Annotated in this window: 18 protein-coding genes; 10 read left to right on the top strand and 8 right to left on the bottom strand. The window is 63.9% G+C overall.

Features of this window, described 5'->3' with window-relative positions; all coding sequences use genetic code 11:
• Positions 1 to 2 precede the first annotated feature (2 nt).
• The 6 genes from TP2_RS06365 to TP2_RS06340 all read right to left on the bottom strand — a co-directional run bounded on the left by TP2_RS06365 (position 3) and on the right by TP2_RS06340 (position 5947).
• On the bottom strand, positions 3 to 1100 hold the full coding sequence (locus TP2_RS06365) for a M20 family metallopeptidase (RefSeq protein ID WP_038074963.1): 1098 nt from the start codon (positions 1098 to 1100) through the stop codon (positions 3 to 5).
• A gap of 4 nt (positions 1101 to 1104) precedes the next feature.
• Complete coding sequence (locus tag TP2_RS06360; protein ID WP_038074960.1) at positions 1105 to 1812, bottom strand: ABC transporter ATP-binding protein; 708 nt, start codon at positions 1810 to 1812, stop codon at positions 1105 to 1107.
• Positions 1812 to 2588 carry an ABC transporter ATP-binding protein gene (locus TP2_RS06355; protein ID WP_038074958.1) on the bottom strand — a complete coding sequence of 259 codons (777 nt, stop codon included), beginning with the start codon at positions 2586 to 2588 and terminating at the stop codon, positions 1812 to 1814. Before TP2_RS06355 ends, TP2_RS06360 begins: the two co-directional genes overlap by 1 nt.
• Positions 2585 to 3763: a branched-chain amino acid ABC transporter permease gene (locus tag TP2_RS06350; RefSeq protein ID WP_084714020.1), complete on the bottom strand. Its 1179-nt coding sequence runs from the start codon at positions 3761 to 3763 to the stop codon at positions 2585 to 2587. Before TP2_RS06350 ends, TP2_RS06355 begins: the two co-directional genes overlap by 4 nt.
• 5 nt (positions 3764 to 3768) lie before the next feature.
• Positions 3769 to 4689: a branched-chain amino acid ABC transporter permease gene (locus TP2_RS06345; RefSeq protein ID WP_038074956.1), complete on the bottom strand. Its 921-nt coding sequence runs from the start codon at positions 4687 to 4689 to the stop codon at positions 3769 to 3771.
• Positions 4690 to 4762: 73 nt separating this feature from the next.
• Positions 4763 to 5947: a branched-chain amino acid ABC transporter substrate-binding protein gene (locus tag TP2_RS06340; RefSeq protein ID WP_084714017.1), complete on the bottom strand. Its 1185-nt coding sequence runs from the start codon at positions 5945 to 5947 to the stop codon at positions 4763 to 4765.
• A 233-nt stretch (positions 5948 to 6180) separates the two neighbouring features.
• Here TP2_RS06340 and TP2_RS06335 point away from each other — a divergent pair, with 233 nt between their 5' ends.
• Positions 6181 to 6741 carry a cupin domain-containing protein gene (locus TP2_RS06335; protein WP_051692271.1) on the top strand — a complete coding sequence of 187 codons (561 nt, stop codon included), beginning with the start codon at positions 6181 to 6183 and terminating at the stop codon, positions 6739 to 6741.
• 40 nt (positions 6742 to 6781) lie between these two features.
• On the opposite strand, the gene TP2_RS06330 is transcribed toward TP2_RS06335, so the two are convergent.
• On the bottom strand, positions 6782 to 7504 hold the full coding sequence (locus TP2_RS06330; protein WP_038074953.1) for a FadR/GntR family transcriptional regulator: 723 nt from the start codon (positions 7502 to 7504) through the stop codon (positions 6782 to 6784).
• Between the two features lie 443 nt (positions 7505 to 7947).
• Between TP2_RS06330 and TP2_RS06325 the strand changes: the two genes are divergently transcribed.
• The 5 genes from TP2_RS06325 to TP2_RS06305 are packed head-to-tail and all read left to right on the top strand — an operon-like array spanning position 7948 to position 13324.
• Entirely contained in the window at positions 7948 to 9027 is a 1080-nt protein-coding gene (locus TP2_RS06325) for a TRAP transporter substrate-binding protein (RefSeq protein ID WP_038074951.1), read from the top strand.
• Between the two features lie 4 nt (positions 9028 to 9031).
• Complete coding sequence (locus TP2_RS06320; protein WP_038074948.1) at positions 9032 to 9562, top strand: TRAP transporter small permease subunit; 531 nt, start codon at positions 9032 to 9034, stop codon at positions 9560 to 9562.
• A gap of 16 nt (positions 9563 to 9578) precedes the next feature.
• Positions 9579 to 10904, top strand: coding sequence for a TRAP transporter large permease (locus tag TP2_RS06315; RefSeq protein WP_038074947.1), 1326 nt, complete (start codon positions 9579 to 9581; stop codon positions 10902 to 10904).
• Between the two features lie 3 nt (positions 10905 to 10907).
• On the top strand, positions 10908 to 12494 hold the full coding sequence (locus TP2_RS06310; protein ID WP_038074946.1) for a gamma-glutamyltransferase family protein: 1587 nt from the start codon (positions 10908 to 10910) through the stop codon (positions 12492 to 12494).
• Positions 12495 to 12496: 2 nt separating this feature from the next.
• A complete protein-coding gene (locus TP2_RS06305) occupies positions 12497 to 13324 on the top strand; it encodes a sulfite exporter TauE/SafE family protein (protein WP_038074945.1) in 828 nt (275 codons plus the stop codon).
• A gap of 3 nt (positions 13325 to 13327) precedes the next feature.
• On the opposite strand, the gene TP2_RS06300 is transcribed toward TP2_RS06305, so the two are convergent.
• Complete coding sequence (locus tag TP2_RS06300; RefSeq protein WP_038074942.1) at positions 13328 to 13996, bottom strand: GntR family transcriptional regulator; 669 nt, start codon at positions 13994 to 13996, stop codon at positions 13328 to 13330.
• A gap of 302 nt (positions 13997 to 14298) precedes the next feature.
• Between TP2_RS06300 and TP2_RS18470 the strand changes: the two genes are divergently transcribed.
• The 4 genes from TP2_RS18470 (at position 14299) to TP2_RS18465 (ending at position 15854) form a co-directional block, all read left to right on the top strand.
• Complete coding sequence (locus TP2_RS18470) at positions 14299 to 14457, top strand: hypothetical protein (RefSeq protein ID WP_157617061.1); 159 nt, start codon at positions 14299 to 14301, stop codon at positions 14455 to 14457.
• Between the two features lie 17 nt (positions 14458 to 14474).
• Complete coding sequence (locus TP2_RS06295) at positions 14475 to 15356, top strand: SPFH domain-containing protein (RefSeq protein WP_038074940.1); 882 nt, start codon at positions 14475 to 14477, stop codon at positions 15354 to 15356.
• Positions 15356 to 15631 (top strand): NfeD family protein, encoded by a 276-nt coding sequence (locus TP2_RS06290; RefSeq protein WP_038074937.1) that lies wholly within the window; start codon positions 15356 to 15358, stop codon positions 15629 to 15631. The genes TP2_RS06295 and TP2_RS06290 overlap by 1 nt, the downstream gene beginning before the upstream one ends.
• 67 nt (positions 15632 to 15698) lie before the next feature.
• Positions 15699 to 15854 carry a hypothetical protein gene (locus TP2_RS18465; RefSeq protein WP_157617060.1) on the top strand — a complete coding sequence of 52 codons (156 nt, stop codon included), beginning with the start codon at positions 15699 to 15701 and terminating at the stop codon, positions 15852 to 15854.
• The last annotated feature ends 66 nt before the right edge of the window (positions 15855 to 15920 follow it).

Below are 15920 nucleotides of genomic sequence, written 5' to 3'. Positions count from 1 at the left end.
GCTCATCCCTCCCACTGGCCTAGCGCCGCGCGGTAGATCCTAACCGCTTCTTCAAGGCGTGACAGGGCCACATATTCATCGGTCTTGTGCGCAAGCTGCGGCTCTCCGGGGCCCAGAATGACGGTCGGCACCGCGTCCAGCGCGGGCGTGAAGATCGACGCGTCGGTGAAATAGCTCATCGCCATCGGGTTGGAGGGCTGGTTCGCCACACGGGCACTGAGTTCCGTGATCCCCTCGATCCACGGATCGTCGGGATCGGTCCAGACGGCGGGCAGGTCGATGATCCGCGCAAGCTCGGTCCCGGCGGGCAGGCAGGTTTCGATCTTCGCGACCAGGTCATCATGAACGATCCCCGGCACCGAGCGCAGATCGAGCGTCACCTCGCAGCGGTCGGGGACGGAATTGGTGTTCAGCCCGCCCGAGATCGTGCCGATATTGCGGCTCGGCGCGCCCATCACCGGATGCGCCGGGCCGAGGTCGAGCGCTTTGATTTGAGTAAGTGCCGCCATCGCCAGTTCGATCGCGTTGACCCCCGCCTCTGGGGCCGAGCCATGCGCGGTCACCCCGTGGAACACGAGCCGCAGCCAGAGCGCGCCCTTGTGGCCGGGCACGGCTCGGTTTGCGGTGGGCTCGGCGACGATCAATGCGCCGATCGGCGGCAGCGGGCCCGCCTCGATCATCACACGGGCGCCATCGCTTCCGGTTTCCTCGCCAGCGGTCAGCAGGATTGCGATGCCACCCGGCGGTACCGGCGCATCGAGCGCGGCGCAGATGAACGCCGCGACGCCGCCTTTCATGTCGGTACTGCCCCGCCCGTAGAGCTTGCCGCCTTCGATCAGCCCGTCATGCGGCGGGTAGCGCCACGCGGCCCCTCCGAGTGGCACCGTGTCGAGATGCCCGGTGAAACCCAGTGCCCGACCCGCCCCGATGCCTTTCGTGGCGATCAGGTTGCAGCGGTCCGAACCTTGCGCAATGACCTCGACATCGAACCCGCCGCCGCGCAGCAGATCGGCGCAGAAGGCCATCGCTTCGGCTTCCTGTCCCGGCGGGTTGATCGTGTCGAAACCGATCAGGTGGCGTGTGAGGTCGACGACATCCATCCCGTCACCCGAAATAGGCTTCGTGCACGGCCTCGTCCGAGGCCAGGTCGGCGGCGGCTCCTTGTGCAACCAGCTTGCCGCCCGAGAGCACATAACCGTAATCGGAAATCGCGAGCGTCTGGCGCACGTTCTGTTCGACGAGGAACACGGTGATCCCCTCGTCGCGGATGCCCTGGATGATGCGGAAGTTCTCTTTGACGTAGAGCGGCGAAAGACCCAGCGAGGGCTCGTCGATGAGCAGGATCTTTGGCCCGCCCATCAGGCCGCGCCCGATCGAGACCATCGCCTGCTCACCGCCCGACATGGTGCCTGCGAGCTGATCGCGTCGCTCGGCCAGTCGCGGGAACAGCGTGAAGACCTTCTCGAGCCGCTGGCGGATGAGTGCCTCGTCGCGCACCTGATAGGCGCCGAGACGCAGGTTCTCGGTCACGCTCATCTTGGGGAACATGCGACGGCCTTCGGGGATCGCGGCGATGCCGCGCGCAATCACCTTGTGGGTTGGCAGGCCCGTGATGTCCTCGCCTTCAAGCTTGATGGTGCCCGCATTGGGCGGCGTCAGGCCGAGGATCGCTCGGATCAAGGTCGATTTGCCCGCGCCGTTCGAGCCCAGCAGGCAGGTGATCTTGCCCGGCGCCACGTCGAGCGAGACATCGTGAAGCACATCGGCCTTGTCATAGGCCGCGCGGAGGTTGCGGATTTCGATCCCTGCCATCAGTCGGCTCCCAGATAGGCGTTTTGCACTTCGCTGTCGGCGGCCACCTCGGCATAGGTGCCCTCGGCGATCTTGCGGCCATAGCTCAGCACGATGCAGCGGTCGGTGATGCGTTCGATCACGCCCATCTCGTGCTCGACGATGATGATCGATAGCCCCTCGCCGCGCGCGCGTACGTCGAGGATATCGTCCATCAGCTGGTGGGTTTCGTCATGGGTCATCCCCGCCGAGGGCTCGTCGAGCAGCAGAAGGCGCGGGCCCGAGATCAACGCGCGGCAGATCTCGATCCGGCGCCGCTCGATCATCGGCAAGGCTCCCACGGGCTGATCCATCCGGTCGGCCAGATGCCCCGAGAAGGTCGCCACGAGATCGCGGGCCTGACGGCGGGTCATGTCGAGCTGCTCTTCCAGCCGGCGCCGCGAGATCAGGTTGGACCACAGCCCGCGCACGAGCCGTGAAGTGTCGCCGATCATGATGTTGTCGTAGATCGAGAGCGACAGGCACAGTCGCGAGCGCTGGAAGGTACGCACGATCCCCGCTTCGTAGACGGCGCGCGGATCGGCGCCGGTGATTTCCTGTCCCTCGAAGAAGACCTGCCCCTCGGTCGGCCCGTAAATGCCGGTGAGCACGTTGAAGCTGGTGGTCTTGCCCGAGCCGTTCGGACCGATCAGGCCGAGGATCTCGCTCTGATCGAGCGTCATCGAGAAATCGTCCAGTGCGGTCACGCCGCCGAAACGCTTCACGACATTGCGGAATTCAAGCAAATGTCCGGTCATGCATCGGTCCTCCGGTTCGGGAAGAAGTTGCGAAGATGGCGCGGCAGGATGCCCTCGGGGCGGAACAGCAGCACCAGCATCACGAGGATCGAGAAGAGCAGGAAGCGGTATTCCTGAAGCAGTTGCAGCTTCTCTGGCAGGAGTACCACGATCGCCGCCGCGATCGCGCCGCCCCAGGGGCTGCCAAGCCCGCCCAGGAGCACGATCGAAACCAGCAGCAGACTGTCGGAGAAGGTGAAGGAGGCCGGCGCGATGAAGGAGATCATCATCCCGTAAAGCGCCCCGCTCACCCCGAGGATCACGTTGCCGAGCAGGAAGGCGAGGATCTTGGTGCGCTTGACCGAGATCCCGAAACAGGCGGCGGCCGTCTCATCCAGTCGCACCGCATCCATGTGCAACCCGATCCAGCTGCGCTCCAGTCGCCGGAACAGCGCGAAGACCAGCGCCGCCAGCCCCGCCGCGAGCAGCGCGTAGTTGAGGTAGAAGGAGATCTCGAGGTTGCCGAGGCTCGGCGCGTTGTAGAAATCCCAGCCGAAGAGCTTCATCGAATTGACCATCAGACCCTGAGGGCCGCCGAGGATCTCGTTGACCTCGAGAAAGGTGCGAAACAGCACGCCGAAAGCGATGGTCACGACGGCGGCGTAATGGCCAGTCGTGCGCACGATCGGGATCAACAGCGGCAGGCTGATCGCCATTGCGACGAGACCGCCTGCCAACAGGATCAGGAGCGGCGGGATCACCAGCACATTGCCCAGAACGGCGGCAGTGTAGGCCCCCGCGCCGAAGAAAGCCGCGCCCGCGAAGTTCACGAGGCCAGTGAAGCCGAACTGGATGTTCAGCCCCAGAGACGCCACGAAATAAAGAAGCACGGTCGAGATCATCAGCAGCGCGAAATGCGACCCCGACAGGACGAGGATCAGCGCGATCAGCACCGCAAAGGCGAGCCGGTTGAGCCGCGTTTCGGAGGCCGCCCAGTCACGCTCGACGCGCCGCACGAAGCCGGTCTTGATCGCGACCCCTGTCGCAACGACCGCGAGCACGAGCAACGAGAGAACCTGCCAGGTCTCCTCGGCCATCAGGAGCGCCCAGGAGTAGAGCCCCGAGGCCACGATCACCGCAGCGGCGGAGATCCAGGGGCGCGAGGGTTGCGATTGCGGAAGAGAAATATCGGTCATTTGTTTTACACCCGGTCGCTGGAACGTTCAGGGATCAGCCCGGTCGGCTTCCATGCCATCAGGGCAATCACCACGGCGAAGGCGAACACGTCCTTGTAGGCCGAAGCGAAGGGTAGAAGGGCCGCGCCGATGACCTGAAGGCCCGCGAAGAGAAAGCCGCCGAGGATCGCGCCATAGAGGTTTCCCAGGCCGCCGATGATCGCCGCCGAGAAACCGATCAGGCCGAGGATCAGGCCCATGCCGAAATTGATCTCGTTGTAGTAGAGCCCGTTCATGATCCCCGCGAAGGCCGCCACGCCGGAGCCGATCGCGAAGGTCGCCAGCACGACGAGCGTGTAGTTGATCCCCATCGTGCGCGCGGTTTCTTCGTCCTGCGCCACAGCGCGGATCGCGAGGCCCAGGCGCGTGCGGTTGATCACGAGGTTCAGCGCCCCGATCAGCGCCAGCCCCGAGATGACGAGGATCACGCTGTCGGCGCGCAGCGCGAAGCTGCCGATCTCGACCGAGGCGTCGGGCAGAAGGGCCGGGAAGGCCTTGGGGTTCGAACCGTTCGGGTAGAAGAGACGCACCGCTTCGCGGATCGCCGTGCCCAGCATCAGGGTGATCAGAAGCGTGTTGAGCTGTGGCGCCTTCTTCAGCGGCAGGATCAGCCAGTTCGCGATCGCCGCCCCGATCAGGGCGGTACCCGCAAGGCTGCACAGAAGCACGCCGACCAGCTGGATCCACGGGTTCACGATCCCGATCGCCTCGAGGCCGAGCCAGGCGGTGAAGCCGATGAAGGTGCCCAGCATGAGCACGTCGCCATGGCTGAACTTGATGACATCGAGCACGCCGAAAAACAGCGTGAACCCTACCGCGACAAGCGCATACATGGTTCCGAGCAGGATGCCGTTGGCGAGGTATTGAGCGATCAGACCGAAATCCATTCGTGCCTCTTCATGTCCCGAGAAATTGGAGAGGCGGGCCGCGACCGGCCCGCCCGCGTTTGGCTGGTACGCCTTATTTCGGCGCGACGAGCGACAGCGTGCCCTTGGCGTAATCGCTGTCTTCCCACACGACCCACTTGCCGCCCTGCGCCACATAGGCGGTGATCAGCGCGACGGTGTTCTGGCCGTGATCGTCGAAGGTGATCGGGCCGGTGATCGAGTCGTGCTCCTTGACCTTCGACATGTAGTCGACGACCGCCTTGCGATCCGGACCCGTGGTCTCGACCGCGTCGATCAGCAGGTCCATCGCGGCAAAGGCGAAGGGGCCATAGGCTTCGGGGGGGCTGTCATAACCGGCAGCGTTGTATTCCTTGAGGAAATAAGCGCCACCCGGCAGCTTCTCGGCCGGCGCGCCTTCGAGGAAGGTCACCGTGCCTTCGGCCAGATCGCCGCCCAGACCTTCGAAGAATGCGTCGGATTTGATCCCCGAGACGCCCTCGAAGACAGCTTCGATACCGAGTTTCTCCATCTGCTGGCGCACCCGCACGCCGCCCGGGGTGAGGCCCGCATAGACCACGACATCGGGGTTGAGCGCCTTCACCTGGGTCAGTTCGGCGGTGAAGTCCTGCTGGTCCGAGGTCACGCCGAAGGTGCCGACCACCTCGGCCCCGTCTTGGGCCAGGAATTGCGACAGGTACTTGTTGTGACCTTTGCCATAATCGGTCGTGTCATGGATGATCGCGAAGGTCTTGTAGCCGAGCCCGGTCATGAACTGGGCGGCCTTTTCGTTCTGGTTGATCATCGTGCCGTTGACACGGGTGATCTCGGGGTAATCGTTGCCATAGGTGATATCGGGAAGCACCGCTCCCCAGACCGTCGCGGGCAGGCCGAAGCGGTGATAGACATCGACCGTCCCCATGGCCACTGCCGAGCAGTAATGCGCGATGGTACCGATGACCTTGCGGTCGGTCGCCATCTTGGTTGCAACCTGAACGCCGACATTGGGTTTGCACTCGTCATCGAGCGCGACGAGCTCGTAGTGATATTTCGAGTCGGGATCGGCATTGCGCAGCTTCACCGCAAGTTCAGCCGAGTTGCGCCCGCCCAGACCCATCGAGGAGACGCCGCCCGTCAGCGGGCCGATGAAGCCCAGTTCGACCGTATCCTTGGCCTGCGCGCCGGTCGCAACCAGCAGCCCAGCCGTGGCGCCGAGCGTGAAGACGATCCGGCGAAGCCCGTTTCCAGTATTGAATTTCATTCCACTTTCCTCAAGGTTGCCTGACGAAGATTGAGATATGAGGAAAGACTGCGTTGATTTTTTGAATGAGGTTCAACTTTATGTCGATCTAATCGACTTTTTTGACCTATATTATAATCGCGACGCTTCTATGAGCCGGGTTTCGAGGGATGGGCGTAAAAATTAAGCACGATGACGATCGCGTGACGGGGCAGGAGCCAGACGGAAGGGCAACCGAGTCGGCGCAAAGCACCATGTCCGATCTGGGCGCACGGCTGCGTGAGACGCGAAAGGCGCGCGGCAAGACCTTGCAGGTGCTGGCCAAGGAGGTCGGCTGCTCTCCCTCGATGCTCTCGAAGATCGAGACCGATCAGGCGACGCCCTCGCTGCGGACGCTGCATCGCATTCTTGCGGCCCTCGACACCTCGATCGTGGCGCTCTTCGCCAGTGAAGCCTCGCAGGACGAGATCAGCGTGATGCGCGCCGAGGAACGCCCCTCGGTCAAGGTCAGCCATGGCGGGGCGAGCGGGGCGATCCTGCTGGAGCGCCTGACGCCGACTTTCCCCGACCTGATGCTCGACGCGAATATCCATACGCTCGAACCCGGCGCTGAAAGCGGGGGCGACATCCATCACGCGGGGCAGGAGGTTGGCTACATCCTGCAAGGCCGGGTCGAGTTGATCGTGAACGGGCAGAGCCATTTTCTCGGTCCGGGCGACAGTTTCTTCTTCGCCTCGAACCTGCCGCATCGGTATCGCAACATCGACCCGGGGACCTCGCGTATCCTCTGGGTGGCGACGCCCGCAACCTTCTGAGGGGCTGGGTGTCGTGCGATCGTCGCGGAGACGGGCAGGGCTAGCCATTTTCGACCTCACTCCGCTCAATCACCTGCCGCATGCGTTGCCAGACCGTCGAGAGATGATCGCGCATCGCCTCCTCCGCGCCCACGACATCCCCCGCCTCGATGCAATCGACGAGTTGCATGTGCTGGCGGAAATACAGCGCGCGCGCTGCGGGATCGCGCGCCTTCGCACGCAGGTCGCGCCAGACCCCCGAGCTACGGATTTCGTCGAGTAGCGAAAACGCAGTCAACAACACGCGATTGCCCGCACTGCGTGCGATCATCTTGTGCAGCGCGCCGTCCCAAAGCTCGGCCGTGTCGCGATCGGCCGTCTTGTGGATGCGCTCGGCAAGGACACGCATCCGCCGCACGTCGTCGGGCTTGGCGCGTGCGGCACACAGTCCGGCCAAGGCGGGCTCTATATAAAGACGTGCTTCGGCCACTTCGGAGGCGCGGGTCTGCCCGGCGATCGAGGCCGCGAGCGCCCCGGTCGGATCGGGCGGCTGGCCGATGAAGGTGCCCTTGCCCTGTTTGCGCCAGACCAGCCCCTCGTTCTCGAGCGTCTCCAGCGCGCGCCGGATCGCGCGGCGGCCGACCCCGAGCGTCTCGGCCAGGTCACGCTCCGCAGGCAGCTTGCCGTTCGCCGGAATATTGCCGCTCGCGAGCATCAGGCGAAGCTGACGCAGCACATCAACAAAGGCATTTCCCTCTAAGATTGTATTTTTCGGATCCGACATGGATGAACCATTCACTTCTTGGTTCGTTCATGCGGGATTCGACGCGTGCTTTTGTCAACTGTGGAAGGGCAGGGTGCGGGCGATTGCCTGAGGCGTCCCCTGAAAAATCTGTCTCAGGGCGAAAAATGCCCTGAAAATCAGCAAATCTTCCGATTTTCGGGCCAGCTGCCCTGAATTTTGCTCTGTGGAGCCAATCCCCGGCGCCGCGGGCGCAAGATTCGAACCTTTTTGCGCATTGGTCCGCAGCAAAAGCTCAAGTCTTCCCGATTCTAAGCCGAATCCATACCTGCAGCGCGCAAATTTCGTGCACATAACACCAATTAAGAACTATTTTTGTATACAAAGTGAGTTTTGCGGCTTAATTGCGGGTTCAACTCTTTGGCATTGCGCCGTGATCGTTTCTCTAAGGGCTGTGTCTCACCTCCCCGATTAAAGGACAGCCAATGGACAGACGTAAATTCCTCGCCGCAGGCGCGACCATCGCCGCCGTTCCCCTCGCGACCCCCTCGATCGCCCGCGCGCAGACGAGCTTCAGCTGGAAGATGACCAATGCCTACGGTCCCGGCTCGCCCTTCTATGTCGAAGGCCCCGGCAGCCCGACCGATTTCTGCAAGAAGGTCGAGGCGATGTCCGACGGCCGCCTGAAGATCCAGCATTTCGCAGCCGGCGAACTGATCCCGGCGCTCGAAGGCTTTGACGCGGTGCGTTCCGGCGCAGTCGAAATGAACGCGGCCAACGCCTATTTCTGGGCCGGTAAGCTCCCCGCGGCGCAGTATTTCACCACCGTTCCGTTTGGCCTGAACTTCCAGGGTATGAACGCCTGGCTCTACCACGGCGGCGGTATGGAACTCTGGGACGAGCTTTACGCTCCGCTTGGCCTCAAGGCGCTGCCGATGGGCAATACCGGCGTGCAGATGACTGGCTGGTTCCGCAAGCCGATCGAGACGGTCGACGATTTCAAGGACCTGAAGATGCGGATCCCGGGTCTGGCGGGCAAGGTCTATGCCAAGCTCGGCGTTGACGTGAAACTCCTGCCGGGCGGCGAGATCTTCCCCGCACTGGAGCGTGGCGTGATCGACGCGGCGGAATTCGTCGGCCCCTATCAGGATCGCCGCCTCGGCCTGCAGAACGCTGCGAAATACTACTACACGACCGGCTGGCACGAGCCCTCGAACGTCACCGAGCTGCTGATCGGCAAGGCCGCCTGGGAAAGCCTGCCCGCCGATCTTCAGGCGATCGTCTCGACCGCCGCGATGGCCTGCAACCTCGAGAGCCACACCTGGTGCGAGGCGAACAACGCCGCGGCGCTGAAGGACCTCGTGGAGAACTCGGGCGTGATCGCGAATGTTCTGCCCGATGAGGTTGTGGCCCAGCTGCGCACCGTCACCGAGGAAGTTCTTGCAGAGGGCGCTGCGGCGGATCCGGCGACCAAGAAAGTGCATGACGCGTTCATGGCGTTCCGCGCAGAGCACCGGGAATGGGCGGCGATCTCCGAGAAGCCCTATCACAATCTCCCGGCATGAGACGATGACCGGTCTTCTCCATAAAATCGCGGACGGTGCCGGTGGCGCCGTCCGTGTCATTGGCCAGATCGCGGCCTGGAGCGGGCTGGCGCTTGTTCTGCTCGTCGCGCTCAACGTGCTGTTTCGCTATTTCTTCTCCTTCGGCTCCGTCGCCCTTCAGGAGGGCGAATGGCACCTGATGGCGGTGGGCGCGCTTTTCGGCATGTCCTACGGGCTCAACCAAGGCGGCGAGGTTCGCGTCGACATCTTCTACGCAAAGATGCCGCCCGGGATGCAGGCGCTGATCGATCTCGTCGCGAACGTCACGCTTGGCGCGATCGCGGTGATCATCGGCTGGCTCTCGATCGCCTATGTCCAGAGCAGCTACGCGATCGGTGAGGGCTCTCCCGATCCCGGCGGTCTGCCCTATCGCTATATTCTCAAGGCGGCGATCCCCGCGGCCTTCGCCCTTCTTGCCCTTCAAGCCGTCGCAATGACGGCCGAAAGCCTCGCGCGGCTGATCCCTCATATCACCCGCGACGGGCGCTCGACCTGATGGATACCCACTCCCGATGCCCGTGAATGAAATCCTTGCCCTGTGCATGATCGGAGCTTTCTTCGTGCTCCTGCTCGGCGGTCTGCCAGTGGCAGTCTGTCTTGGCGCAACCGGCCTGATCTTTGGCTATGCCGGGTTCGGCCCGATGCTGTTCTCGCTCCTGCCCGCGCGGATCTTCGGCGTGGTCACCAACTACACCCTGCTTGCGCTGCCCCTGTTCATTTTCATGGGGATCATGCTCGAACGATCAAAGATCGCGGAGAACTTGCTAGAGGTCATCGGCCTTGCCATGGGCGGGCTGCGCGGGGGGATGGCGCTGGCCATCATCCTCGTGGGCGTGCTGATGGGCGCGGCGTCGGGCGTGGTCGGCGCGACGGTCGTGACGGTCGGCCTGATTGCGCTCGGCCCGATCATTCGGCGCGGCTATGACGCGGGCGTGGCCTGCGGTGTGATCTGCGCCTCGGGGACATTGGGGCAGATCATCCCGCCGAGCCTCGTGCTGATCCTGCTGGCCGATATCACCGGCGAATCCGTCGGCACGCTTTTTGCTGCTGCGCTGATCCCGGGCTTGCTGCTCTCGGGGCTTTTCATCGCCTATGTGCTGATCCTCGGCATCATCACACCGCATCGCGTCCCCGCCATCCCGGCTGAGGAACGCGCGATCTATTCCAAGCGCGATATCGGAATGAAGCTGCTGAAAGTCGTGCTGCCGCCGATCTTGCTGATCGTTGCGGTGCTCGGCTCGATCATCGGCGGCGTCGCGGCGCCGACCGAAGCCGCCTCGATGGGGGCTTTCGGCTCGATCCTGCTGGCTGCCGCCTCGGGACGGCTGAATTTCACGATCCTGCGCGAGACGGTGCGTTCGGCCTTCGTCACGAGCGCGATGGTCTTCCTGATCCTGATCTTCGCGCAGCCCTTCGGCCTCGCTTTCCGCGGCCTTGGTGGCGAACGGCTCGTGCAGGACGCCTTCAGCGCGGTTCCGGGCGGGCTGACCGGGCAGATCTTCTTCCTGATGGCGCTCCTGTTCGTGCTGGGCTTCTTTCTTGAATGGATCGAAATCTCCTACATCGCCTTGCCGCTCTTCCTGCCGATCTTTCATGCGGCCGGTGTCGACATGGCGTGGATTTCGATCCTCGTCGCGGTAAACCTGCAAACATCCTTCCTGACGCCGCCCTTCGGCTGGTCGCTCTTCTTCCTCAAGGGGGTCGCGCCCCCATCGGTGAAAACGAGCGACATCTATCGCGGTGTCATTCCCTTCATCGGCTTGCAGCTTATCGGGCTGTGGCTCGTCTATCTCTTCCCGCAGCTCACGACCTGGCTGCCCAATCTGATCGGATGGTAAGACATGCTCTATTCCGCACTCGGCTATAACGGCGCGATGAGCGCGCCCCACCGCGCTGCCGCGCTGGCCGGACAGGATATCCTTGCAGCGGGCGGCTCCGCCATCGAGGCGATGGTGGCCGCGGCCGCGACCGTTGCGGTGACCTATCCGCATATGAACGGGATCGGCGGGGACGGGTTCTGGCTGATCCACCGCCCGGGTGAGAAACCGATCGGCATCTTCGCGGGTGGTCACGCCGCAGCGCTAGCGACGCCCGAATGGTATGCCTCTCAAGGCCATTCGGACGCGATCCCCGCGCGTGGCGGGCTGGCCGCGCTGACCGTGCCGGGCACGATCGGCGGTTGGGAAGCGGCGCTCGATCTCGTTGATCCGGCGAAACGCCTCCCGCTCGAGCGGCTGCTCGCAAACGCGATCGGCTATGCGCGCGACGGGATCGCGGTGACCGGCAACCAGAGCCGCACCACGGCCGAGAAACTGGCAGGTCTGGAGACCGTGCCGGGCTTTGCCGAGACCTTCCTGATCGACGGCAAGGTGCCGCAGGCAGGCGCGCGGATGAAGCAGGAAGCGCTCGGGCGGACGCTCGAGCGGCTCGCATCCGAAGGGCTGCGCAGTTATTACGAGGGCGATCTCGCCCGTATCCATGGCGCGTTCCTCGAAGCGCAGGGCAGCCCGCTGCGCGCCAGCGATTTCGCCGCCTACCGCGCGCAGCAGGTGACGCCGCTTGAAGTCACCACCTCGCAAGGCACGCTTTACAACATGACCCCGCCCACGCAGGGCATCGCCTCGCTGATGATCCTCGGGATTTTCGACCGGCTGGGTGTGAAGGAGGGCGAAGGGTTCGAGCATGTCCACGGGCTGATCGAAGCGACCAAGCAGGCCTTCATCCTGCGCAATGCCGAGCTGGGCGATCCCGCCACGATGCGCGAACCCGCGCAGGACTGGCTGGCAGATGATCGGCTCGACGCGATGGCCGCGAAGATCGACCGCGAAGCCGCGCTGCAATGGCCCTACGAACCCAAGCAGGGCGACACGATCTGGATGGGGGCCGCGGATCGCGACGGCACCGTGGTCAGCTTCATCCAGAGCGTGTTCTGGGAGTTCGGCTCGGGTCTGACCTGCCCGGAAACCGGCGTCTTCTTCCAGAACCGCGGCGCGGGCTTCTCGCTGCAGCCGGGGCCGAACCAGCTTGCCCCGGGCAAACGCCCATTCCACACGCTCAACCCTGCGCTCGCGTATCTGCCCGACGGGCGTGTCTTCGCCTATGGCACGATGGGAGGCGAGGGCCAGCCGCAGACGCAATCGGCGGTCTTCACCCGCTACGCGCAATTCGGCATGGACCTGCAAGCCGCGGTCACCGCGCCGCGCTGGCTTCTGGGCAAGACCTGGGGCGATGCGACGACGACGCTCAAGCTCGAAAGCCGCTTCGACCCCGACCTGGTCGACGCGCTGCGTGCCGCCGGCCATCAGGTCGAGATGATCCCCGATTATTCCGACCTCGCGGGCCATGCCGGCGGCGTCGTCCTCCACCCTGACGGGCTCCTCGAATCCGCAACCGACCCGCGCGCTGACGGCGCCGCCTTGAGTTTCTGACCATGACTGATCTTTCTCTGCTTCAACTCGCGATGCTCCTCGGTGGCGTCGCCCTCACCGCGATCCTCGCCGGCATTCTTGCGGGCCTTCTGGGCGTGGGCGGCGGCATCGTGCTGGTTCCGGTGCTGTTCTGGATCCTCTCGCTGACGCATTTCCCGCCCGAGCTTTCGATGCATATGGCGGTGGCGACCTCGCTCGCGACGATCATCTTCACCTCGATTTCCTCGGCGCGCGCCCACAACAAGCGCGGTTCGGTCGACCGCAGCCTGTTGCGGCTCTGGGCGCCGGGCATCGTGCTCGGTGCGTTCAGCGGAGGGCTGGCCGCGAAATATATCGATGCGAGCGGGCTCAAGGCGATCTTCGGCACGATTGCCCTGCTGGTTTCGATCAACATGGCGACGCCGAAAACCCTCGTGATCAGCGAGCACCTGCCGCGCTCCAAGGCGGTCAACAGCGTGATTTCCTACCTCACGGGGCTGTTTTCGGCGCTCATGGGGATCGGCGGCGGTACGCTTTCGGTACCCTTGCTGAGCGGCTTCTCGGTCGAGATCCGCCGCGCGGTCGGCACGGCCTCGGCCTTCGGTTTCATGATCGCGGTGCCGGCGGTTCTGGGCTTCATCTATTCCGGCCTCGGCGTCGAGGGGCGTCCGCCGCTCTCGCTGGGTTATGTGAACCTGATCGCTGCGGGTATCATTTTGCCCTTCACCGTCGGCTTCGCCCCGGTGGGTGCGGCGCTTGCGCATAATCTCGACACGGTCTGGATCAAGCGCGCCTTCGCCGTCTTCCTCGGGATCACTGCAATCCGGATGCTGCTCTCGGTCTTCGGCTGAGCCTCAGCGCATCCGCGTCAGAACCTCGCGCGCGGCACTCACAAGGTGCCGCCGCAATGCATTCTCTGTCCGCTTGGGATCGTGGTCGAGCAGCGCCGAAACGATCGCCTCGTGCTCCTCGTTCGAGACTTCCATCCGTACATCGTTGCGTAGCTGGGACTTGCGGAACGGCGCGAGCTTGAGCCGAAGCGCATTCGACAGCTCGATCAGGTCGCGGTTATGGGTCGCGTCGTAAATCCGCTGATGGAACTCGGTATTGGCCGCCTCGTAGGCTTCGAATTCGCCGCGCTGTGCCATCTGGGCCATGGCGCGATGCAGATCCTCGATCTCGGCCCGCTCGCCAATCGTCATCCGATCTGCAGCAAGACGCCCGCACATCGCCTCCATCTCGCCCATCGCCTCGAACATCTGCTCGATCCGCTCGCGTGTGATATTGGCGACGACCACGCCGCGAAAGGGCATCCGCTCGGCCAACGACATCGCGACGAGCTTGTGTAAGGCTTCGCGGATCGGGGTGCGCGAGACGCCGAAACGCTGAACCAGCGACAGCTCGTCGAGCTTGCTGCCCGCCGTGAGATCGCCCGAAACGATCTCGGCTTCGAGCTGCTCGGCGATCACAGTGCCCTGCAATTTGCGCGGCGCCGGCGTCTGCGTCTCTTCTGGTGCCGGCATGCGCCCTCCCGTCCTTATCGGCTGCCCCGTGGTCTCCGTGTTTTTTATCGAACACAGCCGCGGGTTTCCAGTGCGTTGGCCCGCGCGACAGTCATTCTCCTGCGGGTTTTGGAGCGGTGCGGGCAACTTCTCCACGGCTTGCCTCCCGCGGATGACTGCCCTCCCTTCAAAAGTGCCGCAATGGACGAATTCCCGACCCGGGCGCTCCTCCCTTCTCCCTTCCCAAATCGCACAAGTTGCGGCACTCTCCTTGCAAACCACAAGGAGCAGTTCATGCCCCGTCTCTTCAAGGCACCTGTCTGATGGGTGCGCTCTTCGGCTTCGCGGCGACGGCTGGCTCGCGGCTCGTCGGGATCGCCCTGGCGCTTGCGATCTGGCTGATCTCGCGCCCCGGCGGATGGGCGGTTCTGGTGGTATTGGTATTGCTGGGATTGCGGGTCTTTCCGGCCGGACATTCGTAAAAAGGGATAGGGGTCAAATGGGTATCGAGAACATTCTGGGTGGCGGCGACATCGTGATGATCGCGATCGCGGCGCTGTTGATCCTGTCGGTCTTCCTCGGGGTGCGCATCGTACCGCAATCCGAGAAACACGTGGTCGAGCGCTTCGGGCGGCTGCGCGCCGTGCTCGGGCCGGGGATCAATTTCATCGTGCCGTTCCTCGACCGGGTGCCGCACAAGATCTCGATCCTCGAACGCCAGCTCCCCAATGCGCTGCAAGACGCGATCACCGCCGACAACGTGCTGGTGAAGGTCGAAACCTCGGTCTTTTACCGCATCACCGAGCCGGAAAAGACGGTCTACCGGATCCGCGACGTCGATGCGGCGATCGCGACGACGGTCGCGGGGATCGTGCGCTCCGAGATCGGCGTGATGGAGCTCGACGAGGTGCAGTCGAACCGCTCGCAACTGATCGCCAAGGTTCGCGAGCAGGTCGCCGCGATGGTTGACGACTGGGGGATCGAGGTGACCCGTGCCGAGATCCTCGACGTGAATCTCGACGAAGCGACGCGGGCCGCGATGCTCCAGCAGCTCAATGCCGAACGGGCGCGACGTGCGCTTGTCACCGAGGCCGAGGGCAAGAAACGCGCGGTGGAACTGGCGGCCGAAGCACAGCTCTTCCAGGCGCAGAAAGAGGCCGAAGCCCGCCGGATCGGTGCCGATGCCGAAGCCTATGCGACCGAGGTCGTCGCCGCGGCGATCGCCAAGAACGGGTTGGAGGCTGCGCAATATCAAGTCGCGCTGAAGCAGGTCGATGCGCTCTCGCAGGTGGCAAAAGGTGAGGGCAAACAGACGGTGATCCTGCCGGCGGCAGCCCTCGAATCCTTCACCAACGCGTTCAAACTGCTGGGGGCGAAGTGATGGAATACTGGCAAATGCCCTGGATTTGGGTGCTGGCGGGCGTGATCCTTGCGGGCGCCGAGATGCTGATCCCGGGCTTCATCTTCCTGGGGTTTGCAATCGGCGCAGTCATCGTCGGCGCGCTGATCTGGATCGGACTGCTGGGCAACTCCATCGCCGTGACCCTGGTGGTCTTCGCCGTCCTCTCGATCATCGCCTGGCTCGCGCTGCGCAAGGGGATGGGCGTGCGCAAGGGGCAATCCAAACTCTGGGATCGCGACATCAACGAAAACTGAGCCTGCGTGACGGAACGGTGTGTCCGGTCGGCGGTTTTCTCCCCAGTCATTGGACTGGAGATTTTTGATGCGTAGCGATTACCCAAGCGAGGCCCGTGGTCGGCGGTTTTTCTTTCTGGCCGCGCTCGTCTCCGCCTTCGGGATCGCCACCTGGATTGCGGTGGCAGATCCTCTCAGCGGTAACGAGAGTGTCGAGACGACACTCGCCGTCGCTTCCAAGTGACAGGCCCGACCCGGCAATTTCCGGGTGGGCGGGCAAAAGGAAAGCGGCGCCCTGATGGGCGCCGTT

It is taken from the genome of Thioclava pacifica DSM 10166, assembly GCF_000714535.1.
GTDB classification, from domain to species: domain Bacteria; phylum Pseudomonadota; class Alphaproteobacteria; order Rhodobacterales; family Rhodobacteraceae; genus Thioclava; species Thioclava pacifica.
Note: the sequence above shows the minus strand (reverse complement) of the source record. Positions and strands in the feature narration are given on the sequence as shown.